This window comes from Burkholderia sp. MS455, assembly GCF_016899445.1.
Lineage (GTDB): Bacteria > Pseudomonadota > Gammaproteobacteria > Burkholderiales > Burkholderiaceae > Burkholderia > Burkholderia pyrrocinia_C.
Genome location: NZ_CP041779.1, coordinates 2,408,428 through 2,432,562 on the forward strand (window position 1 = coordinate 2,408,428; position 24,135 = coordinate 2,432,562).

The 24,135-nt window shown below is 69.1% G+C and carries 20 protein-coding genes; 6 read left to right on the top strand and 14 right to left on the bottom strand.

From position 1 onward, the window contains the following. Window positions 1-209: 209 nt before the first annotated feature. The 10 genes from FPJ27_RS30190 to hutH all read right to left on the bottom strand — a co-directional run bounded on the left by FPJ27_RS30190 (window position 210) and on the right by hutH (window position 12,731). Entirely contained in the window at window positions 210-1,607 is a 1,398-nt protein-coding gene (locus tag FPJ27_RS30190; protein WP_204423817.1) for an aspartate aminotransferase family protein, read from the bottom strand. A gap of 27 nt (window positions 1,608-1,634) precedes the next feature. Continuing rightward, window positions 1,635-2,972 carry a glutamine synthetase family protein gene (locus FPJ27_RS30195; RefSeq protein ID WP_204423819.1) on the bottom strand — a complete coding sequence of 446 codons (1,338 nt, stop codon included), beginning with the start codon at window positions 2,970-2,972 and terminating at the stop codon, window positions 1,635-1,637. Between the two features lie 12 nt (window positions 2,973-2,984). Beyond that, on the bottom strand, window positions 2,985-3,791 hold the full coding sequence (locus tag FPJ27_RS30200; RefSeq protein WP_204423821.1) for a gamma-glutamyl-gamma-aminobutyrate hydrolase family protein: 807 nt from the start codon (window positions 3,789-3,791) through the stop codon (window positions 2,985-2,987). A 747-nt stretch (window positions 3,792-4,538) separates the two neighbouring features. After that, complete coding sequence (hutG, locus tag FPJ27_RS30205; protein WP_204423823.1) at window positions 4,539-5,336, bottom strand: N-formylglutamate deformylase; 798 nt, start codon at window positions 5,334-5,336, stop codon at window positions 4,539-4,541. Window positions 5,337-5,395: 59 nt separating this feature from the next. Beyond that, window positions 5,396-6,772 carry a formimidoylglutamate deiminase gene (locus FPJ27_RS30210; RefSeq protein ID WP_204423825.1) on the bottom strand — a complete coding sequence of 459 codons (1,377 nt, stop codon included), beginning with the start codon at window positions 6,770-6,772 and terminating at the stop codon, window positions 5,396-5,398. Between the two features lie 153 nt (window positions 6,773-6,925). Next, window positions 6,926-8,149 (bottom strand): imidazolonepropionase, encoded by a 1,224-nt coding sequence (gene hutI / locus FPJ27_RS30215; protein ID WP_204423827.1) that lies wholly within the window; start codon window positions 8,147-8,149, stop codon window positions 6,926-6,928. 4 nt (window positions 8,150-8,153) lie between these two features. Next, complete coding sequence (locus FPJ27_RS30220; protein ID WP_204423829.1) at window positions 8,154-8,777, bottom strand: HutD family protein; 624 nt, start codon at window positions 8,775-8,777, stop codon at window positions 8,154-8,156. Between the two features lie 2 nt (window positions 8,778-8,779). Further along, window positions 8,780-10,468, bottom strand: a complete 1,689-nt coding sequence (gene hutU, locus FPJ27_RS30225) for a urocanate hydratase (protein WP_034183520.1) — start codon at window positions 10,466-10,468, stop codon at window positions 8,780-8,782. A 39-nt stretch (window positions 10,469-10,507) separates the two neighbouring features. Next, window positions 10,508-11,203: a histidine utilization repressor gene (gene hutC, locus FPJ27_RS30230; protein ID WP_072436960.1), complete on the bottom strand. Its 696-nt coding sequence runs from the start codon at window positions 11,201-11,203 to the stop codon at window positions 10,508-10,510. Window positions 11,204-11,207: 4 nt separating this feature from the next. Continuing rightward, the gene (hutH, locus tag FPJ27_RS30235) at window positions 11,208-12,731 is read right to left on the bottom strand and encodes a histidine ammonia-lyase (protein WP_072436959.1); all 1,524 of its coding nucleotides are present in this window, start codon (window positions 12,729-12,731) and stop codon (window positions 11,208-11,210) included. A 214-nt stretch (window positions 12,732-12,945) separates the two neighbouring features. Here hutH and FPJ27_RS30240 point away from each other — a divergent pair, with 214 nt between their 5' ends. Next, complete coding sequence (locus FPJ27_RS30240) at window positions 12,946-13,866, top strand: glutamate/aspartate ABC transporter substrate-binding protein (protein WP_204423831.1); 921 nt, start codon at window positions 12,946-12,948, stop codon at window positions 13,864-13,866. 21 nt (window positions 13,867-13,887) lie between these two features. On the opposite strand, the gene FPJ27_RS30245 is transcribed toward FPJ27_RS30240, so the two are convergent. Both FPJ27_RS30245 and FPJ27_RS30250 read right to left on the bottom strand, forming a co-directional pair. After that, window positions 13,888-14,643 carry a 4'-phosphopantetheinyl transferase superfamily protein gene (locus tag FPJ27_RS30245; RefSeq protein ID WP_204423833.1) on the bottom strand — a complete coding sequence of 252 codons (756 nt, stop codon included), beginning with the start codon at window positions 14,641-14,643 and terminating at the stop codon, window positions 13,888-13,890. A 164-nt stretch (window positions 14,644-14,807) separates the two neighbouring features. Further along, entirely contained in the window at window positions 14,808-15,848 is a 1,041-nt protein-coding gene (locus FPJ27_RS30250) for an alpha/beta fold hydrolase (RefSeq protein WP_204423835.1), read from the bottom strand. Between the two features lie 206 nt (window positions 15,849-16,054). Between FPJ27_RS30250 and FPJ27_RS30255 the strand changes: the two genes are divergently transcribed. The 3 genes from FPJ27_RS30255 to FPJ27_RS36850 all read left to right on the top strand — a co-directional run bounded on the left by FPJ27_RS30255 (window position 16,055) and on the right by FPJ27_RS36850 (window position 18,530). Continuing rightward, window positions 16,055-16,996, top strand: a complete 942-nt coding sequence (locus FPJ27_RS30255; protein WP_204423837.1) for a LysR substrate-binding domain-containing protein — start codon at window positions 16,055-16,057, stop codon at window positions 16,994-16,996. 188 nt (window positions 16,997-17,184) lie between these two features. Further along, on the top strand, window positions 17,185-18,417 hold the full coding sequence (locus FPJ27_RS30260; protein WP_239483334.1) for an MFS transporter: 1,233 nt from the start codon (window positions 17,185-17,187) through the stop codon (window positions 18,415-18,417). Continuing rightward, window positions 18,408-18,530 carry a hypothetical protein gene (locus FPJ27_RS36850; protein ID WP_275557394.1) on the top strand — a complete coding sequence of 41 codons (123 nt, stop codon included), beginning with the start codon at window positions 18,408-18,410 and terminating at the stop codon, window positions 18,528-18,530. The genes FPJ27_RS30260 and FPJ27_RS36850 overlap by 10 nt, the downstream gene beginning before the upstream one ends. A 30-nt stretch (window positions 18,531-18,560) precedes the next feature. Here the strand turns inward: FPJ27_RS36850 and FPJ27_RS30265 are convergent, their stop codons facing one another. Further along, entirely contained in the window at window positions 18,561-20,039 is a 1,479-nt protein-coding gene (locus FPJ27_RS30265) for a deoxyribodipyrimidine photo-lyase (protein WP_204423839.1), read from the bottom strand. Between the two features lie 314 nt (window positions 20,040-20,353). Next, the gene (locus FPJ27_RS30270; RefSeq protein ID WP_204423842.1) at window positions 20,354-21,334 is read right to left on the bottom strand and encodes an acetyltransferase; all 981 of its coding nucleotides are present in this window, start codon (window positions 21,332-21,334) and stop codon (window positions 20,354-20,356) included. A 357-nt stretch (window positions 21,335-21,691) separates the two neighbouring features. Between FPJ27_RS30270 and FPJ27_RS30275 the strand changes: the two genes are divergently transcribed. Beyond that, window positions 21,692-23,059 carry an MFS transporter gene (locus FPJ27_RS30275; RefSeq protein ID WP_204423844.1) on the top strand — a complete coding sequence of 456 codons (1,368 nt, stop codon included), beginning with the start codon at window positions 21,692-21,694 and terminating at the stop codon, window positions 23,057-23,059. Further along, window positions 23,046-24,095, top strand: a complete 1,050-nt coding sequence (locus FPJ27_RS30280; RefSeq protein WP_072436952.1) for a beta-propeller fold lactonase family protein — start codon at window positions 23,046-23,048, stop codon at window positions 24,093-24,095. Before FPJ27_RS30275 ends, FPJ27_RS30280 begins: the two co-directional genes overlap by 14 nt. Window positions 24,096-24,135 lie beyond the last annotated feature (40 nt).

The following is a 24,135-nucleotide window of genomic DNA, read 5'->3' on the forward strand; positions in this document are numbered from 1 at the left end:
GTCATTGCACATCCCGGCGGCGCCCTGTTCACTTCCCGTCGATCGGACCGGCTTCAGAGGCCGGCCCGGTGCCGGGAACCCCAGACAGCATCGCCCAGAACCGCCCCCCTGGTCCGGCCCGGCAGAAATCATCGAATCCCCGTCGAAAAAGACGCAATCTGCCGCCGCATGATTGCGGCCGCGCGAGCGCCGGGCCTATCGTCGCGCGACTACCCCACCCGCTCCGCCGTCGCGTCGAACGCGCGCGTCGCCTTGCCGACGATCTCGTCGACCTCCGCCTCGCGGATCACAAGCGGCGGCGACAGCAGCATCCGGTCGCCCGTCGCGCGCATGATCAGGTTGCCGTTGAAGCAGAAGTCGCGGCAGATCGTGCCGATATCGACGTCCGCGCCGAATCGCTCGCGCCGGCCGCGGTCGCGCGCAAGCTGAACGCCCGCTACCAGCCCCGTTCCCGCAATCTCCCCGACGATCGGATGGTCGCCCAGCGCGTCGCGCAGCCGGCGCTGGAAATACGGACCGATGTCGTTCTTCACGCGTTCGACGATCCCTTCGTCGCGCAGCAGCTTCAGGTTCGCGACCGCGACGGCCGCGGCGACCGGGTGGCCCGAGTACGTGAGGCCGTGATTGAATTCGCCGTTGTCGATGATCGGGCGTGCAACCCGCTCGTGGATCCCGACCGCGCCCATCGGCACATAACCCGACGTGAGGCCCTTCGCCATCGTGATCAGGTCCGGCTCGAAGCCGAAGTGCTGGTGTGCGAACCATTCGCCGGTGCGGCCGAAGCCGCCGATCACTTCGTCGGCGACCAGCAGGATGTCGTACTTGCGGCAAATCCGCTGGATTTCCGGCCAGTACGTCGACGGCGGGAAGATCACGCCGCCCGCGCCCTGGAACGGCTCGCCGATGAACACGGCGACGTTCTCCGCGCCGAGTTCGAGAATCTTCGCTTCGAGCTGCTGCGCGCGCGCGAGGCCGAACGCTTCGGGCGTTTCGCCCGGCTGCGCTTCGCCGAAGAAATATGGCTGGTCGATATGCACGATGTGCTCGACCTTCGACGGCATCTGCTCGTGCATGTAGCCCATCCCGCCGAGCGTGCCGCCCGCGATCGTCGAGCCGTGGTAGCCGTTCTTGCGCGAGATCACGTATTTCTTCTGCGGCTTGCCCTGCACGCGCCAGTATTGGTGCACGAGGCGCAGCACGGTGTCGTTGCCTTCCGAGCCGCTGTTGCAATAGAAGAAGTGGTTGAAGCCGGCGGGCGTCACTTCCGCGAGCATCGCGGAAAGCTCGATCACCGGCGGGTGCGTCGTCTTGAAGAAGGTGTTGTAGAACGGCAGTTCCTGCAGCTGGCGATACGCGGCATCGGCGAGTTCCTTGCGGCCGTAGCCGACGTTCACGCACCAGAGGCCGGCCATCCCGTCGATGATCTTGTTGCCGTCCGAGTCCCACAGGTAGACGCCGTCGGCCTTCACGATCACGCGGCTGCCCGCGCGGTTCAGCGCGCCCATGTCCGAGAACGGGTGGATGTGGTGCGCGGCGTCGAGCGCGCGGTATTCGGCGGTCGAGCATGCGGCCGGTCGCGGTGAAACGGCTTCGTTTCGGTCGGTCATGTTTCCTCCGTAAGCAGTGCCGCACGCTCATACGTGCAGCAGCAGATGCCGGCGCTCCCACGAGCTGATCACGCGGAAGAACGCTTCGTATTCGGTTTCCTTCAACGCCAGGTAGGCCTTCACGAACTTGTCGCCGAGGATGCCGGCGAGCGGCTCGCACGCGGCCATCAACGAGATGCCCTCCTCGAGATTGCGCGGCAGCTGGTACGGCAGGTCGTAGCCGTCCGATGCGATCGGCTCGGTCGGCGCGAGCTGCTGCGTCATGCCGAGATAACCGGCGGCGAGCGTCGCCGCGAACGCAAGGTACGGGTTGCAGTCGACGCCCGGAATCCGGTTCTCGATGCGTCGCGCCACCGGGCTCGACTGCGGGATGCGGAAGCCGACCGTGCGGTTGTCGTAACCCCACTGCACGTTGATCGGCGCGGCCATGAAGCGCGACAGGCGGCGATACGAGTTGATGTACGGCGCGAAGATCGGCATCAGCGCCGGCGTGTATTTCTGCAGACCCGCGAGATAGCTGCGGAACAGCGGCGACACGGCGCCGTCTTCGTCGGCAAACAGGTTGCGCCCCGTGCGCGCGTCCGCAAGGCTCTGGTGGATGTGCATCGCGGAACCGGGCTCGCCCTCCATCGGCTTGGCCATGAACGTCGCGTACATGTTGTGCCGCAGCGCGGCCTCGCGCACCGTGCGCTTGAACAGGAACACCTGGTCGGCCAGCGGCAGCGCGTCGCCATGCACGAAGTTGATCTCCATCTGCGCAGCGCCGACTTCGTGGATCAGCGTCTCGATATCGAGGCCCTGCATCTCGCAGTACTCGTAGATGTCCTCGAACAGCGGATCGAACTCGTTGACGGCCTCGATCGAATACGACTGACGGCCGGTCTCCGCACGCCCCGTGCGGCCGACGGGCGGACGCAGCGGCAGGTCGGGATCGGCGTTCATGTCGACGAGATAGAACTCGAGTTCCGGTGCGACCACGGGCTTCCAGCCCTTCGCGTTGTACAGGTCGAGCACGCGGCGCAGCACGTAGCGCGGCGAGATCTCGACCGGCGAGCCGTCGAAATGCACGCAGTCGTGGATCACCTGCGCGGTCGGATCGACAGCCCACGGAATCAGGCAGATCGTCGACGGATCGGGCACGCACACCATGTCGGGGTCGGTCACGCCGGTCAGCGAGCCGTCCTCCGGATAGTCGCCGGTGACGGTCTGCACCATCACGGCCTGCGGCAGCCGCATCGATTCGCCGGATTCGAATTTGTTGCGCGGGATGATCTTGCCGCGCGCGATGCCGGCCATGTCGGGAATGATCGCCTCGACCTCGGTGATGCGGTGTTGTCGCAGGAATTCGCTCAGTTCGGGTTGCATGATCGGCCTCTTTCAGTCGACGTCGGATGCGGCCGGCGACGGCGTCGCGCCGCCGGCCGCATGAATGCGATGCGTCATGCGCGCGCGGCACGCCGCACCGAATGCCGCGAAGATGTCGCGCGACAGCGGCTGTTCCGCGAAACGCCATTCGGGATGCCACTGCACGCCGAGCGCGAACGCGCGCGCGCCGCGCACGCTGACGGCCTCGACCAGTCCGTCGGGCGCGCTCGCTTCGACGACGAGCCCCGCGCCGAGGCGCGCGATCCCCTGGTCGTGCAGCGAATTGACCGTCGCCTCGTGCGCGCCGCGCGCGACCCGCTGCAGCAGGCCGCCCGGCGCGAGCTGCACGACGTGCGCGGGGCCATACTGCCGTTCGAGCGGATCGGCCGCCCGCTCGCGATGGTCGTCGAAGCCGGTCGTCGCGTGCAGCCGCTGATGCAGCGTGCCGCCGTACGCGACGTTCAGCTCCTGCATGCCGCGGCAGATCGCGAGCACCGGCACGCCGGCGTCGATCGCCGCGCGGATCAGCGGCAGCGCGGTCGCATCGCGCGCGGGATCGTGCAGCGTGTCGGGCGTGCTCGCAGTGCCGCCGTAATGATGCGGCTCGACGTTCGAATAGCTGCCGGTAAACAGCAGCCCGTCGACCGCCGCGACAATCGCATCGGCCGGCTGGCGCGCGCCGAGCGCGGGCAGCACGAACGCAAGCGCGCCTGCGCCGTCGACGAGCGCGGCAAGGTATTTCTCGCCAGCCGTGTGATTCGGATGCGCACCGCGCAGGATACGGTCGGCGGTGACGGCTACGATCGGGCGAGCACGCATGGGCGCTTCTCCGGTGATCGCGCGCAACTCGTTCGCGCGCGGGACGACAAGGGTCCGCGGTTGCGCCGCACGCGCGCACCACGACGCGACGCATGGGCATGCGCGATCCCGCCGCGCGGACGATGCGGCAACAGGCGATGCAGCCCGGGACGAAAGCGGCAAAGGACGCTAGGGCAACAACGATGCGCTGCCGTCGCACTGCACCGCGCTGAACACGTGCGCGGTCACGAGGTTGTAGCGGCGCAGCACGCGATGGGAAACAGCGAAGAAACGAGGCTCGCGTAAAGGGGCGGCACGCGTGCCGCGATCAGCATGCCGGATCGGCCCGGCCTGAGGCGGCGCGCCCGCCGACGGACTTCGGGTCCGGCGTATCGAAGGGCTGGCGGCTTTCACGATCGTACTCGACTGACTGACGGATGCAGGACACGTGTCGCGATGAAGCGCATGCGGCAATGCCGCGCGGCGACACGTCGGCAAGGTGTCTCGCAACGGATTCCGGCGCGGTACGGCCATGATCAATGGCTCCGCCGCCGTTGCGCGCGCGAGACGACTTCCTGACATTCAGCTTATATCACCTAAAAATTGCGTCAAATTTTCAGGTCCCGATGACGATATCGATCAGACAAAAAAAACGGCATCGATCGCCGGGATCGATGCCGTGTTGTGCGTTGCGTCGGCGCACACACTGCGCGCCGGCGGGCTGCCGCGCGCTGCTCCGCCGCGCCGCCGCAAGTGGGCGGCCCGTGCTCAGCGATACGCGAGCGCGGTTTCGACGAGCGTCTGCAGCAGCGGCACAATCCGCGCTGCACGCGCTTCGTCGTACGCGTAGGGGCGCGTCTCTTCCATGTAGGTGATCTGCGACAGCTCGAGCTGCACGGCTTCGACGCCGGTGTCGGGCACGCCGTAGTGACGCGTGATGTAGCCGCCCTTGAAGCGCCCGTTCGCGACGGCCGTATAACCGCCATGTGCGAGCACGCGCTCGGCCAGTGCCTCCGCGAGGCCCGGCGCTGCGCTCGCGCCGCCCGACGTGCCGAAGTTGAAGTCCGGCAGGCGGCCTTCGAAGAAGCGCGGCACGTGCGAGCGGATCGAATGCGCCTCCCACACGAGCACGCGGCCGTGCTCGCGCTTCAGGCGCGCGACCTCGCCCTGCAGCGCGTCGTGATACGGACGCCAGTAGCGGTCGCGGCGACGCATGATCTCGTCGTTGCCGGGCAGCGCGTTCGCCGGATACAGCGGCGCCTTGTCGAACGTATCGACCGGCACGAGCCCCGTCGTGTCCTGCCCCGGGTACAGGTTCTCGTTGTCGGGCGGACGGTTCAGGTCGACGACGTAGCGCGCATGCGACGGCACGAGGATCGATGCGCCGAGGCCCGCCGCGAAGCCGTACAGCCGCTCGAGATGCCAGTCGCAATCGTCGACGAAACGCGCGGCGGGCGTCATCGTCGCGGCGATGTCGTCGGGGATGTGCGTGCCTGCGTGCGGAATCGAGATCAGCAGCGGCAGCGTGCCCTGCTTCAGCGTAATTACAGCCGGTTGTTCAGTCATGTCGCATCACCGTTAGAGTCTGCCGGCGCACGCGTACGGCGCGCGCCGGTTGCCGCGCGTCAGCGCAGCAGTTGCGCCAGCGCGGCGCGGTAGTCGGCATACGCGACGGCTTCGTCGCGATGGCGGCGGCCGCTCACGACGCGCTCGCCGCCCGTGTAGACGTCGAGCACGGGCGTCTCGCCGTGCTCGGCAAACACGATGCCCGACAGCCAGGACGCGCTGCCGTGTTCGGCGATCGCCGGATGATCGGGATCGAGCACGAGCCAGTCGGCGCGGCAGCCTTCGCGCAGCGCACCGATGCGCCGCCCGCTGGCCTGCGCGCCACCCGCGAGCGATGCATCGAACAGGCGATCGGCGACATGCGCCTGCGTGTCGCTCGCCAGCACGTTGCGCGCGCGGTGCACGAGCCGCTGCCCGTATTCGAGCAGGCGCAGCTCGGCGCGCCAGTCGACCGATGCGTGGCTGTCCGAGCCGACGCCGATCACGCCGCCCTGCGCGAGATAGTCGACCGCCGGGAACACACCGTCGCCGAGGTTGGCTTCGGTCGTCAGGCACAGGCCGGCGACCGCGCGACGCTTCGCGAGCGCTGCGGTTTCGGCCGCGTCGATGTGCGTCGCATGCACGAGGCACCAGCGCGCATCGACGTCGAAGCGATCGAGCAGCCATTGCACGGGGCGCGCCCCGTATGTACGAACGCAGTCGTCGACTTCGGCCGTCTGCTCGGCGATATGGATATGCACCGGTGCGTCGTCGGGCAGCCCGTCGAGCAGCGCGCGCAGCCCGTTCTCGGACACCGCGCGCAGCGAGTGCGGCGCGACGCCGTAGCGCAGCCCGCCGTGCTCGGGCGCGGCGCGACGCATGACGTCGAGCAGTTCGAGCAGGCCTTCGGGCGTGTTGATGAAGCGGCGCTGGTCGTCGCGCGGCGGCTTGTTGCCGAAGCCCGCGAACTGGTACGACACGGGCAGCATCGTGATGCCGATGCCGGCCGAGCGCGCGGCGTCGACCACGCGCGTGCCGAGTTCCGCGATCTGCGGATAGCGCGAACCGTCCTGGGCGTGATGCACGTAGTGGAATTCGCACACCGACGTGTAGCCGCACTTGAGCATCTCGACGTACAGCCAGCGCGCGACCGCCGCGAGCGCGTCGGGCGTGATCTTCAACGCGAAGCGGTACATCAGGTCGCGCCAGCTCCAGAAGCTGTCGGCGGGATTCGCGCGGTATTCGGTGAGCCCTGCCATCGCGCGCTGGAACGCGTGCGAATGCAGGTTCGGCATGCCGGGCAGCACCGGCCCGGCCGCGCGCGCGACGCCTGCCGGTGCATCGGTGTCGGGCGTCACTTCAGTCAGCGTGCCGGCTGCATCCCAGCGCAGCAGCACGTTGCGGCGCCAGCCATCGGGCAGGTAGGCATGGTCCGCGAACAACATGGTGTCGGTCATTGCGAGTCCTCATTGACCGGAATCGACGCTCCAGCGTTCGATCCGATCCCATTCCACGGTTGGCAGGTGCCGGCGCATCGGCGCTGGCTCGTGCCCCGTTGCAGTCGACCAGACCGAAATACGCTTCAGCGCTTGGTCCGGTCCCATGCAAATCTATCCGTCCATCCGGCGAAACGCGGTCGCGCCGCCGCGCACGACCTGCTCGCACAGCGGCCGGCCGATCCAGTAGGCGAGCTCCGACAGCGAGCCGACCGACCATGCGGCGAAGTCGGCCTGACGGCCGACCTCGAGCGCGCCGTGTCGGTCCGCGCGGCCGAGCGCTGCGGCCGCATGGCGCGTGACGCCCTGCAGCACCTCGGGCACCGTCATGCGGAACAGCGTGCAGCCCATGTTCAACGTCAGCAGCAGCGATTCGAGCGGAGACGTGCCGGGGTTGTGATCGGTGGCGAGCGCGATCGGCACGCCGTGCTTGCGCAGCAGCTCGATCGGCGGCATTTGCGTTTCGCGGATGAAGTAGTACGCGCCGGGCAGCAGCACGGCGACCGTACCGGCCGCCTTCATCGCCTCGATGCCGGCTTCGTCGAGAAATTCGAGGTGGTCGGCGGACAACGCGCGGTAGCGCGCGGCGAGTGCCGTGCCGCCCGCGTTCGACAGTTGCTCGGCATGCAGCTTCACCGGCAGTCCGCGCCGCGTCGCGGCCTCGAACACGCGCTCGGTCTGCGCGAGCGAAAAGCCGATGCGTTCGCAGAACACGTCCACCGCGTCGACGAGCCCCTCGTCTGCCAGCGCCGGCAGCATCCGTTCGCACACTTCGTCGATGTACGCATCCGCACGGCCCGCGTATTCGGGCGGCAGCGCATGCGCGCCGAGGAAGGTCGTGTAGACGGTGACCGGGAAGCGCTCGCCGAGCTGGCGCGCGACGCGCAGCATCTTGCGTTCGGTCGCGAGGTCGAGCCCGTAGCCCGACTTGATCTCGATCGCGGTCACGCCTTCGGCGAGCAGCGGCTGCAGGCGCGCGGCGGCCTGCACGAACAGCGTCGTCTCGTCGGCCGCGCGCGTCGCGCGCACCGTCGACACGATCCCGCCGCCCTGTCGCGCGATTTCCTCGTAGCTGACGCCCGCGAGGCGCTGCGCGAATTCGTCGGCGCGCGTGCCGCCATATACGAGGTGCGTATGGCAGTCGACGAGGCCCGGCGTCACCCACGCGCCGTGCAGATTCTCGCGCTGCCAGTGCGCATGACCGTGCGGCAGCGCGGACAACGCGCCGAGCCAGACAATCGTGCCGGTTTCGTCGACGGCGATCGCCGCGTCGTCGATCGTCTCGTCGGGATGGCCGTGCGGACACAGCCTCAGGTGATGCCAGACAGTCGGTTTCATGCGTTCAGCCTCGTTCGCCGACGGCGAGCGAGACGGCAAGCAGCGCGCCGCCCCCGCTCACGACGACGTCAAACGCACGCCGCGGCCCGTCGAGCCGCAGCGTGTCCATTTCTTCCAGTGCGTGGCGCGTGCCGTCGATTTCGACGCCGACCGCACCGGCCGCGCAAAACAGCAGCACCGTATCGGCACGCTCGATGCGGTGCGCGCCTGCGCGCCATACGTCGAGCGCGCCGCGCGCGGCCGAACGGCGCGTCATCAGGTTGAAGTCGCGCGTCGCGCCGTCGTGCAGCGTCGCATCGATCGCCGTCTCGCCCGCGAAATCCGCGCGCGCCAGCGGCATATCGAGCACGTGGCGTGCACCGCCCGCTTCGGCGAGCGTCATGCCCGCGCCGGACAGCAGCACCAGCGTGCGGTCGATCCCGTCGAAACGCGAGAACGGCCCGGCCGCGCCGACATCCGCGACGCTCACGCGCCACGCGAACGTGTCGAGCGCGGCGCCGGGCGGGAATGCACCGATCTCGCGCGTCACGCCGCCGCCGTTCTTCCACGGCGACGCGACGAGATCCGCGGCGCGAATCATCGCGGCGGCCAGCGTCACGTCTGCCGGCGCCTGGTCGAGCGCCGTCATGCTCAGCGGCCGAGCATCGGCAGCTTCAGGCCGGCTTCGCGGGCCGTCTGCTGCGCGAGTTCGTAGCCGGCGTCCGCATGGCGCATCACGCCCGTCGCCGGATCGTTCAGCAGCACGCGACCGAGACGCTCGTGCGCTTCAGCCGTACCGTCGGCGACGATCACGACGCCCGAGTGCTGCGAGAAGCCCATGCCGACACCGCCGCCATGGTGCAGCGACACCCACGATGCGCCGCCTGCCGTGTTCAGCAGTGCGTTCAGCAGCGGCCAGTCGCTGACCGCGTCCGAACCGTCCTTCATCGATTCCGTCTCGCGGTTCGGGCTTGCGACCGAACCCGTGTCGAGGTGGTCGCGGCCGATCACGATCGGCGCCTTCAGTTCGCCGTTCTTCACCATCTCGTTGAACGCCTGGCCGAGGCGATAGCGATCCTTCACGCCGACCCAGCAGATCCGTGCCGGCAGGCCCTGGAACGCAATGCGCTCGCGTGCCATGTCGAGCCAGTTGTGCAGGTGCGGATCGTCGGGGATCAGCTCCTTCACCTTCTGGTCGGTCTTGTAGATGTCCTCCGGATCGCCCGACAGCGCGACCCAGCGGAACGGGCCCTTGCCTTCGCAGAACAGCGGGCGGATGTACGCCGGCACGAAGCCCGGGAAGTCGAACGCGTTCTCGACGCCCATTTCCAGCGCCATCTGGCGGATGTTGTTGCCGTAGTCGAGCGTCGCCGCGCCGCGGTCCTGTAGCGCCAGCATCGCGCGCACCTGAACGGCCATCGACTGCTTCGCGACCTTCACGATGCTCTGCGGATCGACCTTCTGCGCCTCGCGCCATTGCGCGACGGTCCAGCCCTGCGGCAGGTAGCCGTTGATCGGATCGTGCGCGCTCGTCTGGTCGGTCACGCAGTCCGGCGTGATGCCGCGCTCGACGAGTTCCGCGAACACGTCGGCCGCGTTGCCGAGCAGGCCGATCGACACGGGCTTGCCCGTGCGCTTCGCTTCGTCGATCATGCCGAGCGCCTCGTCGAGCGTCGTCGCCTTCTTGTCGACATAGCGGGTCTTCAGGCGGAAGTCGATGCGCGTCTCGTCGCATTCGACCGCGATCATCGAGAAGCCGGCCATCGTCGCGGCGAGCGGCTGCGCGCCGCCCATCCCGCCCAGGCCGCCCGTCAGGATCCAGCGGCCCGACGGATCGCCGTTGAAGTGCTGGTTCGCGACCGAGAAGAACGTTTCATAGGTGCCCTGCACGATGCCCTGGCTGCCGATGTAGATCCAGCTGCCGGCCGTCATCTGGCCGTACATCATCAGGCCCTTGCGGTCGAGCTCGTGGAAGTGATCCCACGTCGCCCAGTGCGGCACGAGGTTCGAGTTCGCGAGCAGCACGCGCGGCGCATCCTTGTGCGTGCGGAACACGCCGACCGGCTTGCCCGATTGAATCAGCAGCGTCTCGTTCTCCTCGAGATCCTTCAGCGACGCGAGGATCTGGTCGTAGCATTCCCAGTTGCGCGCCGCGCGGCCGATGCCGCCGTACACCACGAGCGCGTGCGGGTGCTCGGCGACTTCCGGATCCAGGTTGTTCTGGATCATCCGGTACGCCGCCTCGGCCAGCCAGGTCTTGCAGGTCTTCTCGCTGCCGCGCGGCGCGCGGATCGTGCGCGTCGGATCGAGACGGGGATCGATGTGTTTCGGATGGTTCATGACGACTGCTCCCGAAGGAAAATGAATATCAAATAGGAATCAGAAATGCCCGGTGAAGCGATAACGGCTGCCGGGATGCCACAGATTCGCCACCGAGGCGACGACGCCCTGCGACCAGGTGCGCCGATGTAAAACCAGACACGGCTCGACGTCGTCCATCCGCAGCTGCTCGCGCCGCTCCGGCGCCGGGGCCGCCGCTTCGATCCGGTACTCGACGCGCTGCAGCGGAGCCGCGCGCATCAGGTACAGGTTCGGCGTCGTGTTCGTGAAATCCTGCTCGGCGTAATCCGGCGCGACCGCCGGATTCACCCATCGTTCTTCGAGTTGCACCGGCTCGTCGTTCTCGAAGTGCAGCACCTGCGAATGAAACAGCTTCGTGCGCACGGCCACCTGCATCTCGTCGGCGAGCGCGTCGTCGGCGCGGATCGTCTCGAGGCCGAGCACGCTGGCGCGATACGCATGCCCGCGCGCGCCGACCTCCTCCGAGATGCTGCGGATCGCCACCAGCGTCGACTCGTACTTCGGCCGCGCAACGTAGGTGCCCGCGCCCTTCATGCGCGTGAGCACCTGCTCGGCCGTCAACTCGCGCAGCGCGCGGTTGACGGTCATGCGCGCAACCTTGAACTCGCGTGCCAGCTCGTTCTCGGACGGCACCTGGTCGCCCTCCTCCCACTCGCCGGCGTGGATGCGGCCCAGGATGAAATCCTTGATCTCCTGGTAGACCGGCGCGCTCATCGGCTTACTGTTCCGATGCGAACGAGAACGGGCTGATCTTCGCGAACGCGCGCTCGCCGACCAGCTTCGCGATCGCCGCGATGTCCGGCGCGAAGTAGTGGTCCAGCTCGTAGTGCGCGACGTGCGCGCGGATCGTTTCCATCGCCGGTGCCAGCTTCGGGCTCGTGTGATACGGCGCGCGCAGGTCGACGCCCTGGGCGGCGGCCAGCAGTTCGATCGCGAGGATGTGCTTCGTGTTGTCCGCGATGTCGGCGAGCTTGCGCGCGGCGAACGTCGCCATCGACACGTGGTCTTCCTGGTTCGCCGAAGTCGGCAGCGAGTCGACCGACGCCGGGTGTGCGAGCGTCTTGTTTTCCGACGCCAGCGCGGCAGCCGTCACGTGCGCGATCATGAAGCCCGAGTTCACGCCGCCGTCCCTCACGAGGAACGGGGGCAGGCCCGACAGCGTCGCGTCGATCAGCAGCGCGATGCGGCGTTCGGCCAGCGCACCGATTTCCGCTGCGGCGAGCGCGAGGTTGTCGGCCGCGAACGCGACGGGCTCGGCGTGGAAGTTGCCGCCCGACAGCACTTCGCCGGTGTCCGGGAAGATCAGCGGGTTGTCCGACACGGCGTTCGCTTCGATCAGCAGCACGTCGGCCGCATGGCGCATCTGGTCCAGGCACGCGCCCATCACCTGCGGCTGGCAGCGCAGGCTGTACGGATCCTGCACCTTGTCGCAGTCGCGGTGCGACTGGTTGATCGGCGAGCCTTCGAGCAGGTCGCGGTAGGACGCGGCTGCGTCGATCTGGCCTTGATGGCCGCGCAGCTCGTGGATGCGCGCGTCGAACGGCTTCACCGAGCCGGCTGCCGCGTCGACCGACAGCGCGCCCGCGACGAGCGCGGTGCGATACAGGTCTTCGATCGAGAACATGTTGTCGAGCGCCAGCGCCGTCGAGGCCTGCGTGCCGTTCAGCAGCGCGAGGCCTTCTTTCGCCTGCAGCGTCAGCGGCGCGAGGCCCGCGACGCGCAGACCGTCGAGCGCGCTGGCACGCTCGCCGCGGATGAACACTTCGCCGACGCCGAGCAGCACGGCCGACATGTGCGCGAGCGGCGCGAGGTCGCCCGATGCACCGACCGAGCCCTTCACCGGGATCAGCGGCAGCACGTCCGCGTTGAACAGCTTGATCAGCGCGTCCATCACTTCGCGGCGGATGCCCGAGTGGCCGCGGCCGAGGCTCGACAGCTTCAGCGCCATCAGCAGGCGCACCGACGAACGCGCCATCGGCTCGCCGACGCCGACCGCGTGCGACAGCACGAGGTTCTTCTGCAGCAGTTCGAGCTGGTCGTGCGGGATGTGCGTGCTGGCCAGGCGGCCGAAGCCCGTGTTGATGCCATAGGCCGGCTCGCCTTTCGCGGCGATGTCGGCGACGGCCTTTGCGCCGGCGTCGATCTTCGCGAAGCTGGCCGGGTCGAGCGCCAGTTGCACGGACTCGCGTGCGATCCGGCGCAGTTGCGGAAGGGTCAGGTGGCCGGGGGTCAACGTAATCATGTGAGCAATCCTGTCTAGACAAGTTCGGAATGGATTGAAGTGTAGCCAGCCAAACTTGTCTAGACAACCCGTTTTTCACCGATTTCGGCTTGGGAGTTTCCCTGATGTCCGGCGCGGCCCGCCGGACCGGCCGGCGGGATCCGGCCATTAACATATGTTGCGATTATTTTTTCTTTGGCAACATACGGATCATCATTCGCCAAGGAGACCCGTCATGAACATCCCGCCGCGGTTCGCCGCCCTGTACGGCCGCAGCCTGCTCGTCGCCGCGTGCACGCTCGCGTGCGGCGCGTCGCTCGCCGCCGAACCGCTGTCGGGCACGCTCGAGAAGATCCGGCAGAGCAACCTGATCTCGATCGGCCATCGCGAAACGTCGGTGCCGTTCTCCTATGTCGACACGGGCGGCAAGGTAATCGGCTTCTCGCAGGACCTGTGCGACCGCGTGATCGCCGCGGTGAAGGCGCGCACCGGCAAGCCCGACCTGCAGGTGCGCTTCATCCCGGTCACGTCGCAGAACCGCATCCCGCTCGTGCAGAACGGCACCGTCGACCTCGAATGCGGCGTGACCACGAACCTGGCCGCGCGCCACGCGCAGGTCGCGTTCTCGACCACCTTCTTCGTCGCGACGACGCGCCTGCTCACGCGCACGAGCTCGGGCATCCGCGACTTCCCCGACCTCGCCGGCAAGACGGTCGTGACGAACCAGGGCACGACGTCCGAACGCCTGCTGCGCAAGATGAACGAGGAAAAGAAGATGAACATGCAGATCATCAGCGCGAAGGACTACGGCGAAGGACGCCTCACGCTCGAATCGGGTCGCGCGGCCGCGTACATGATGGACGACGTGCTGCTCGCGGGCGTGCGCCAGCTCGCCGCGAAGCCGGCCGACTGGCAGATCGTCGGCACGCCGCAGTCGTCGGAGGCCTACGGGTTCATGCTGCGCAAGGACGATCCGCAGTTCAAGGCGCTCGTCGACGGCGTGCTCGTGCAACTGATGAAACGCGGCGAGATCGACGCGCTCTACGACAAGTGGTTCATGAAGCCGGTGCCGCCGAAGGGGCTGTCGTTCGACTTCCCGATGAGCGACGTGATCAGGGCGCGCTACGCGGCGCCGAACGACACGCCGCTCGAATGAACGCCGCTCGTTGACGCCGGTTCACGCGCGCGTCCACGCGACGCATGCCGCGTAGCCGGGCGCCGCGTCGACCCACGCCGCGTCGAACGCCGCGACGCCGGCGGCGGGCGCGGCCGGCTCGACGACCGTCGTCGCCGGTGTCGCCGCATCGCGCGGCGGCACGACCGCGAACGCGCGCAGCCCGCCGCCGATACCGGTGCCGAGCGCCTTGAGCAGCGCCTCCTTCGCGGACCAGACTCGCATGAATTCGCGTGCGCGCGCGTCGGGCGGCAGGCCGTCGAGATACGCGGCCTCGGCCGGCGCACAGACTTCGCTCGTCAGCGCACGCCAGTCGGTCGTGCGGCTGCAGGATTCGATGTCGACGCCGACACGGCCCGCGGGCACCCACGCGAGCAGCGCATGATCGCCCGCGTGCGACACGTTGAAATCGAGCGTCGTGCCATGCGCGGGATCCGGCGACGGCCGCCCCGCTTCGTCGACGACGATCGTGACCGCGTGCGGCGCGACACCGAGGGCCGCGCCGAGCACGTCGCGCAGCGCGGCGCGCGTCGCGGCGCTGCGCACCGCATCCTCGTGCCGCATGAAGCGTGCGGCCCGTGCACGCTCGTCATCGCGGAGCGCCGCATACGCGGGCGACGCCAGCGGCACGCGCCAGTCGAAATCGATGCGCGCGATCCGCACGCCGGCGCGGGACGCGGCGGCCGGCACGTCGAGCGCATGCATGCGCCACGCACGGGGTATGTCGACCGGGGAAGCGGAATCGGACGGAATGGACATCGGCACGCGGCAGCCTGTGCTGTGGAATGAAACGTCAGATGTTAATCGATCGCGCCGGCGCACGAACCGGCGTGTGCGCGGATTGCCGCGCCCGCATCGAACGACGGATGCTTCATGAACGACATTCGAAGGCCGCGCGCGGCAACGTGCGCGGCCGCCCCGCGTCACCCATTCGCGGCAACGCCCGGCACGCCGCTACCCGTCACCCGCGCACGCGACGCCGGATGCAGCGCGTGCACGCTGCCCGGCGCATCGGCCGGCAGCACGCCGTGTTGCAGCCAGTGCAGCGCGACGGGCCACAGCGTGTCGGTGAAGCGGCTGTGGAAAAACGCGAAATGGCCGATCGCGTCGACGCCGATGTCGGCCGGCGCAATCCGCAGGTGCGTGACATCGCTGCCCGTGTAGTAACCGACCAGCCGCTCGATCGCGCCGATCGTGCCGAACGCGTCGTCGTCGACGCCGATCGCGAGCATCGGTGCCGACAGCCCCGCGAAGCGCGTCGGCAGCGCCGCACGGCTCACGGCACCTTCCTCGAACAGGCCGCCGACGTAGCCGTCCTCGAAACGCGGCCGCGAACGCGCCCACGACAGCGCGATGCCGCGCGGCGTGTCCTCCATCCAGCCGAGCCGCTTCGCGGGCACGTAGCCGAACACGGCCGCGAGCGCCGGCATCGCGACATGCCACTTCCACCACATGCGCCGCCGTTCGGCCGGCAGGTAATCGCGCCAGTACGCATACTGCGCGCCGACGGTCACCGCATGCCGCACGTGCACGTTCGACGCCGCGAGCCCGAGCACGCAGCCGCCGATGCTGTGCGCGACGACGTCGATCGGCTGGCCCGGAAACGCGTCGCGTGCGTATTGCAGCGCGGCCTCGCAATCGAGCTGCCCCCAGTCGAGCCAGTTCGCGCGCAGCTTCGCGAGCCGCGCCGGGCGCGACCCGCCGATGCCGCGATAGTCGTAGACGAGCACGTCGCGCCCCTGCGCGAACAACCAGGCCGCGAAACGGAAGTAATAGTCGCAGCGCACCGACGTCGCGCAATTGACGACCGTCACGGGCCGCGCCGCACCGCCGCCGCGATGGCGCCACACATGGCCGCGCAATTCAAAGCCGTCGGCCGCACGCAGCGTCACGGGCTCGGGGGGCAACGCGCCCGCCGCGCGACTGCCCGGCGCCGCTCCGTCTCCTTCGTTCGAAATCGTCATCCTGTCTCCCGTCGATCGCAGTTAGCGCTACAGCGCTTACTCGGGCCACATGCTTTGCGGTCGGCCAGACAGCGCTTCAGCGCCCGCTCCGGCCCCGTGCTTCACGCTCCGAGCCACCGCCCGTGCCCATCGGGCAGCGTCCATTGAACTTGACGCGTGCCGCGTTCTCAACCAATCTTCCTGCTCCGTTCGCATGAGTCACGCGCATGTCAACGCCTCTCGTCCGTCTCCCGTCGCTCGACCTGGTCCGCGGTTTCGTCGCCGTCGGCCGCCGCATGAGCATCACGCTCGCCGCGCAGGACCTGTGCGTCACGCAGTCGGCGGTCAGCCGCCAGGTGCATGCGCTCGAAGCGCATCTCGGCGTCGCGTTGCTGCAGCGCGGCTACCGGAAGATCGCGTTCACGCCGGAAGGCGAACGGCTGTTCCGCGTCGCGGATGCGGCGCTGCACAGCCTGCAGGACACCGTCGCGTCGCTCGCCGCCGCGCGCGAACGCCAGCCCGTCACGATCACCGCGAGCATCGGCGTCACCGCGCTGTGGCTGCTGCCGCGGCTCGGGCGGCTGCAGGCGCGCCTGCCGGAGATCGACCTGCGCGTCGCCGCGAACGACAAGGTACTCGATTTGCGCGCCGAGGGCATCGACCTCGGCATCCGCTATTGCCCGCGCGATCGCGCGCCGACCGGCGCGCTGCGCCTGTTCGACGAGATCGTCGTGCCGGTCGCGCATCCCGCGCTCGCCGCGCGGCCGGTCACGAGCGCGGCCGCGATCGCCGACCACGTGCTGCTCGAATTCGACGGGCCGCCGCAACCGCAATTGCAGTGGCGCACGCACCTGCACGCGGCCGGGCTCGGCGACGCGCGCCCCAAAGGCGTGCTGCGCTTCAACCAGTACGACCAGGTGATCCAGGCCGCGATCGCGGGCCAGGGCGTCGCGCTCGGCCGGCTCGCGCTGGTCTCGCCGATGCTTGCGGACGGGCGGCTCGCGGTGCTCGGGCCGCACACGCAGGCGCTGTCGGATACGTACGGCTACTGGCTGTTCCAGCACGATCCGGCACCGCGCCGCGAAGTCGCCGACGTGCGCGACTGGATGCTCGCCGAAGCGGCCGAATGCGATACCGCGATGCACGCGCACGACATGGCGTCGACGTAAGCCGGCGCAGGCTTTTCGGCTACCCCGACCACGCACGGCCGGCCGCTGCCGCCCACCCGGCCGCCCCCCGTCACATTCCCCGCACGCATGCCAACCTGACCGAATGATCGCTTGAGCGACGCCGGGCCCGATCGTCTAATCGAATCGAGCGCGGCCGTTTCGCCGCGCGCCTGCATCCGGAGACACGCATGACCCCGATCGAGCAGGAAGTCCGACGCCGCTGGCTGCCCGTGCTGGCGGGCGGCCTGATCATGGGCGCCGCGCTCGGCATCCGCCATGTGCAGGGCCTGTTCCTCGCGCCCGTATCGCTCGACCATGGCTGGTCGCGCGAAGCATTCGGGCTCGCACTGGCGCTGCAGAACCTGATCTGGGGTGTCGCGCAGCCGTTCACGGGGATGGTCGCCGACCGCTTCGGGTCGGTGCGCGTGATCGTCGCCGGGATGCTGCTGTATGCGGCCGGGCTCGTCACGATGGCGCACGCGGCGTCGACCGGTATGTTCACGGTCGGCGCCGGGCTCGTGATCGGCATCGCACTGTCGGGATCGGCATTCGCATCGATCTACGGCGCGCTGAGCCGCCTGTTTCCGCCCGACCGGCGCGGCTGGGCGCTCGGCGTCGCCGGCGCGATCGGCGGGCTCGGCCAGTTCTGCATGGTGCCCGTCGCGCAGGAACTGATCGGCGGCATCGGCTGGCGGCACGCGTTCGTCGCGCTGGCGCTCGTCGCCGCGCTGCTCGCGCCGCTCGCCGTGCTGCTGCGCGACCAGCCCGCGCAAGCGTCCGGCGCCGCCGCCGGCCCCGACCAGTCGATCGGCGAAGCGGTGCGCGAGGCGTTCGCGCATCGCGGCTTCTGGCTGCTGAACGCGGGCTTCTTCGCGTGCGGCTTCCAGCTTGCGTTCATCGCGACGCACCTGCCCGCTTACCTGCTCGACCACGGGCTGCCGGCGCGCCACGCAAGCGTCGCGCTCGCGCTGATCGCGCTGACCAACGTGGCCGGCACCTATGCGTGCGGGCATCTCGGCGGGCTGCTGCGACGCAAGTACGTGCTGTCGGTGCTGTACCTCGTGCGCGCGCTCGCGATGGCCGCGTTCGTCGCCGCGCCGCTGTCGCCCGCGAGCGTCTATGTGTTCGCGGCGGTGATGGGGTTCACGTGGCTCGGCACGGTGCCGCTGACGAACGGCGTGATCTCGCAGGTGTTCGGCGTGCGCTACATCGCGACGCTGTTCGGCTTCGTGTTCTTCGGGCACCAGCTCGGCAGCTTCTTCGGCGTCTGGCTCGGTGCGATCGTGTACGACGCGACGCATTCGTACCTGCCGCTGTGGATCGGTTCGATCGCGCTCGGCGTGCTCGCGGCGCTTCTGCACCTGCCGATCGACGACGCGCGTGTCGCGCGCCCGGCATCGGGCAACGCGGCATGGGCATGATCCGCGCGGCGCTGGCGGCCGGCACGCTCGCGTTCGTCGCGTGGTGCGGCTCGGCCTACTTCGATTCGGGGGTCGCGTACGCGCTGCTCGAACACGTCGCGTTCTGCAACTGACGCGGCGAACCGTGCCGCGCGGGCAGACGGTCAGCGACGTTTCGGCAATGCGGCCAGCGCCTCGAGCGCGCGAGCGCGCGCGGCGGCGTGATCGACGAGCGGTGCCGGATAGTCGACGCCGAGCCGCACACCGGCCGCGTCGAGCTGCAGCGGCGACGCTTCCCACGGCGCGTGGATCGACGCGGTGTCGAGGCTCGCGAGTTCGGGCACCCAGCGCCGCACGTATGCGCCGTCCGGGTCGAACTTCCCGCCCTGCGCGACCGGATTGAAGATGCGGAAATACGGCGCGGCGTCGGCGCCGCAGCCGGCCACCCACTGCCAGCTCGCCGCGTTGTTCGCGGGATCGGCGTCGACCAGCGTGTCCCAGAACCACGCTTCGCCCGCGCGCCAGTCGATCAGCAGATGCTTGACGAGGAACGACGCGACGACCATCCGCACACGGTTGTGCATCCAGCCGGTGGTCCACAGCTCGCGCAGGCCCGCATCGACGAGCGGATAGCCGGTCCGGCCGCGCTGCCATGCGCGCAGCGCCGCGGCATCGTCACGCCACGGCATCGCATCGAACTGCGCGCGGAAGTTGTCGGTCGCGAGCGCCGGGAAGTGATACAGCAGCGCGTAGCTGAATTCGCGCCAGCCGAGCTCGCTCAGGAACTTGTCGGCGCCCGCAACGTACGCCGCGCCGCCTGCATTCGCGGCGCCCTGCACCGCGTGCCACACCTGTCGCGGCGATACGTTGCCGAAGCGCAGGAACGGCGACAGCCGGCTCGTCGCGGGCCGGTCGGGACGATCGCGCGCATCCGCATAACCGGCAAGCGACGCCGACAGGAACGCGTCGAGCCGTTCGTGCGCACCGACTTCGTCGGGTGCGGGCCACGCGTCGCGCAGGCCGCCGGCCCAGTCCGGCACGGGCGAACGCAACGCGAGCGCGTCGAGCGCCAGCGCACGGTCACGCACGGTTTCCGGCCACGGTTGAAACACGATCCGTTCCGGTTCTGGCAGCGGCGCGGCGACCGTGCGGTCGTGGCGCGCGGCGCGCCAGTACGCGGTGAACACCTGGTATGGCGCACCGCTGCCCGTCAGCACCTCCCATGGCTCGTTCAGCAGGCTGCCGTTGCTGCTCTCGACCTTGACGCCGCGCGCCTTGAGCGACGCCTTCAGCGCCGCGTCGGCGTCGCGCTGCGGCTGCGCGTAGCGGCGGTTCCAGTACACAGCCGCCGCGCCCGTGTCGCGTACGACGCGCTCGATCTCGCGCTGCGCGTCACCGCGCAACAGCAGCAAGCGCCCGCCGTGACGCGCGAGCGCGGCATCGAGCCCGGCCAGCGACCCGTGCAGCCACCAGCGCGCTGCGCCGCCCGGCGGGCGCCCCGAGCCGGCACCCGTATCGTCGACGAACACGCACACGAGCGGCCGGCCTGACTCGACCGCGCGCGTCAGCGCGGGCTGGTCGGTCACGCGCAGATCGTCGCGAAACCAGACGATCGCGGGAGCAACGGACGACTTGGCGGGCACGGGCACCTCGATGCGGAAAGCGGAACAGGATGCGTATTGTCGCGGCTGCGCCACACGGTGTCGACGCTCGACGTGCCAACGTGCCGATGACGGCCACGGCCATCGCACCGCGTCGCGCGCCCGGTGAAACGCCTTGGTCCATTCCGACGACTCTTCGCCGCGTCCGCCGGCCTATGCTCGATGTCGGGTGCATGTGCACCGCGATGCGCGGCACGTGCCGGCCGTGCTCGCGGGTGCGACCGGCTGATTCGGCTGACCTTGGCCACGACGCGCGCCGCGCAACGGCTGCACGGCGCGCGTCGCCGATCGCTTCGTCAATCGAGCCGGAACGCCGCCTCGAAACGCGCGGCGAATGCGTCGAACTCGGTTTCCGGCAGATGGTTGATGCCGCCCGCGCGCTTGCGCCCGCCGCCGGTCGCAAAGCCGCGGCAGAACTCGTCGGCGCCGAGCGGCCGGCCGTCGGGCACGCGCACGCTGACGACGAGCCCGCCATCGGCGCGCGGCGACAGCACCGCGAGCGCCGCATGCGGCGCGTTGCGCATTCGTTCGTTCGCGAGCATCCCGGTCGCGCGGCGCGCCCACGGTTGATCAGGCATCCGTACCAGCGTCGCGCCCGGCACCTCGCGCAGCGGCGCAAGCGCGCATGCGCGCGCCATGTCGTCGCGGTAGCCGTCGCGCAGTGCGGCGAACACGGCGGTCCCGCGCACGAAATCCAGCGGATCGACGCACGGCAGCATCGCGTCGGCGAGCGCCGCCGGATCGAAGTGCAGATCGCCGATGCAATCGCCGTACGCGTTGTAGTTCAGGTAGAGCCCGAGTTCGGCGAGCGTGCACCGTTCGGCGTCGTCGATCCCTTGCTCGCGCGCGAGCGCGCCGCCGAGCGCCGGCAGTTCGTCGCCGAATGCCGCGACGATCGCCCAGCGCACATGCCGGCCGCCGAGATGGCGGTTCACGAGCGCGCTCGTGCAGACATCTGCCGCCGTGTCGATATGTGCGTGGAAGCCCGGATCGGCGGGTAGCTCGCCTGCGAAGTGATGATCGAAATAGCGGACTGTCGCCCCTTCGCGCAGCAGTCGCGCGCACGCGTCGCGGTTCTGATCGTGCGACACGTCGAGCACGGTGACACGATCGCCGGCCCGCGCATCGATCCGCTCGAGCAGCCGGATGTCGCGCTTCACGCCTGTCACGAGCAGGCCGTGTGCGCCTTCCGCGAGCCGCAGTTGCTGAAGCGCGCACAGGCCGTCCGCATCGCCGTTGAACGCGAAGAAGTGCCGTCCATGGTGGTTGTCCTGCATGTTCCGTCGCTCCGTATTCAGCATGAAATCGCCGCCGTTCGCGCACATGCCATGTACACCGAGCGCGCGAGCCCGGTATTTTGCCGCAACCGCGCGCGCTCCTCGATACAGCGTAGCCGGATTCACCTGCAAATGGCTTGCAGCGCACACGCTCACAGTAGTTATACGTCATCAGACATGATCGAATATCCAATCGATCTCATGATATTTACCAATATCCGGGAATTTTCCGGGTAAACCCGTGACGTCTCCATTAACACTCAGGCGTACCATGTTATACGACGACATACTACATAAGCCACCACCCAGACGCCGACGCGGGCTGCCGCCCCGTCCGCCGCCCGACCGGAGACACCGTTGAACCCGCCCTCGCCCGCGCTACCCGGCCGCGACCCGCTCGCGTCCGCCGTCTCGAAAGTGAAGTGGCACGTGCTGCCGCTCGTGCTGATCATGTTCATCGCGAACTACATCGACCGCGTGAACGTCGGTTTCGTCGATCGCCACCTCGAAGCGTCGATCGGCATCGGCGCGGCCGCGTACGGGCTCGGCGCCGGGCTGTTCTTCGTCGGCTATGCGCTGTTCGAAGTGCCGTCGAACCTGCTGATGCAGCGCTACGGCGCACGCGTGTGGCTCGCGCGGATCATGGCGACGTGGGGCATCGTCGCGGCCGCGATGGCGTTCGTGTGGAACGACACGTCGTTCTACGTGCTGCGCTTCCTGCTCGGCGCGGCCGAGGCCGGCTTCTTCCCCGGCGTCGTGCTGTACCTGTCGCAATGGCTGCCGCCGCAGGAGCGCGGCAAGGCGATGGCGATCTTCCTCGGCGGCTCCGCGTTCGCGTCGGTGCTGTCCGGGCCCGTCACCGGCGCGCTGCTGTCGATCCGCGGCTTCGGCCTCGAAGGCTGGCAATGGATGTTCCTGATCGAAGGGCTGTTCTCGGTCGCGCTGTGCGGCGCGAGCTGGCTGCTGCTGAAATCGCACATCCGCGACGCGACGTGGCTCACCACCGACGAACGCGCGGCACTCGAAACGGCGCTCGACGCGGAGCGCGCAACGCGCGACGTACGCTCGAACGTGCCCGTGCGCGCCACCTCGCTGCTGCGCGATCCGCAGATCATGCTGTTCTGCTTCCTGTACTTCTCGATCCAGCTGACGATCTACGCGGCCACGTTCTGGCTGCCGACGATCATTCGCAAGATGGGCGGCCTCAGCGATTTCCAGGTCGGCCTGTACAACACGATTCCGTGGATGATCGCGATCGGCGCGATGTACGGTTTCGCGGTGTTGTCCGCGAAATGGAAGCATCCGCAGCGCTGGCTCGCGTTCGCGCTCGTGCTCGCCGCGTGCGGGCTGTTCGCGTCGACGTCGCACGATCCCGTGTGGTCGTTCGCGTCGATCTGCTTCGCCGCGCTCGGCTTCAAGGCTGCGGCGTCGCTGTTCTGGCCGATCCCGCAGGGTTACCTCGACACGCGCGTGGCCGCGGCCGTGATCGCGCTGATCAACTCGGTCGGCAATCTCGGCGGCTTCGTCGCGCCGACGGCATTCGGCTATCTGAAGCAACATACGGGTTCGATCACGGGCGGGCTGTATGCGCTCGCGATCGCGTCCCTCGTCGCCGCGGTCGCCGCGCTGTTCACGCGCACGCACCGGCGCAGCGATCCGCCGCGCGGCCTGCCGGCCGACGAGTCCTTCACGAACGCTACGATGCTCCGCCATGCCGAACACTGACCGCCTGACCGTCGTCGTCTCGAATGCCGCCGACGGCGACCTCGCCACGTTCTCCCTCGCGAGCGACGGCACGCTCGCGCCGCTCGCCCGCTATCCGGCCGCCGACGTCGCGATGCCGATCGCCGTGCAGGCCGACCGCGCGCGGCTCTACGTCGCGACGCGCGGTGAGCAGCCGACGATCGTCGCATTCCGCGTCGCCGCGGCCACGGGCGCGCTCGCACGCATCGGCGCGACCGCGATCGATGCGAGCCACGCGTACCTGTCGCTCGACCGCAGCGGCCGCTGGCTGCTCGGTGCGTCGTACGGCGGGAATTCGCTGAGCCTCTACGACGCCGCGCGCGTGCGCGACGGCGACGGCGCGCCGCTGCAGGTGGCCGGCGGCATCGCGAACGCGCATGCGGTGATCGTGTCGCCGGACAATCGTTTCGCGTACGTCAGTTCGCTCGGCTCGGATCGCGTGTTCAGCTTCGCGCTCGTCGAGGACGCAGCCGGCCTGCGTTTGGCCGAACACGGCGAAACGCGCGTGCCGGCCGGCTTCGGCCCGCGTCACCTGCGATTCGCGCGCGACGGCCGCGCGCTCGTCGTCGTCAGCGAATTCCAGGGCACGCTCGCGACGTTCGCGCGCGATCCCGACAGCGGCCGGCTCGGCGACGCGCACGTGAGCGCGCGCCACCCGGCCGTCGCCGAACTCGCGCAAGGCCATGCGCGGCCGCCCGCGCCTGCCGAACCGTCCGTGTGGGCCGCCGACCTGCACCTGACGCCCGACGAGCGTTTCGCGTATGTCAGCGAACGCACGTCGAGCCAACTGCTCTGTTATCGCCGCACCGCCGACGGCACGTTCGAGCCCGCGCACGCAACAACCACCGAAACGCAGCCGCGCGGGTTCGCGATCGATCCGTCGGGGCGCTGGCTCGTCGCGTGCGGCGAGCAGTCGGAATACGTGTCGGTATATGCGATCGCGCCGGACGACGGCGCGCTGTCGCTGCACGCGCGTGCAGCAGGCGGGCGCGGTGCAAACTGGGTCGAGATCGTCTGACCAAGCAATGCCTGGGCACGATCCGGCAGGTCCGCTGCGA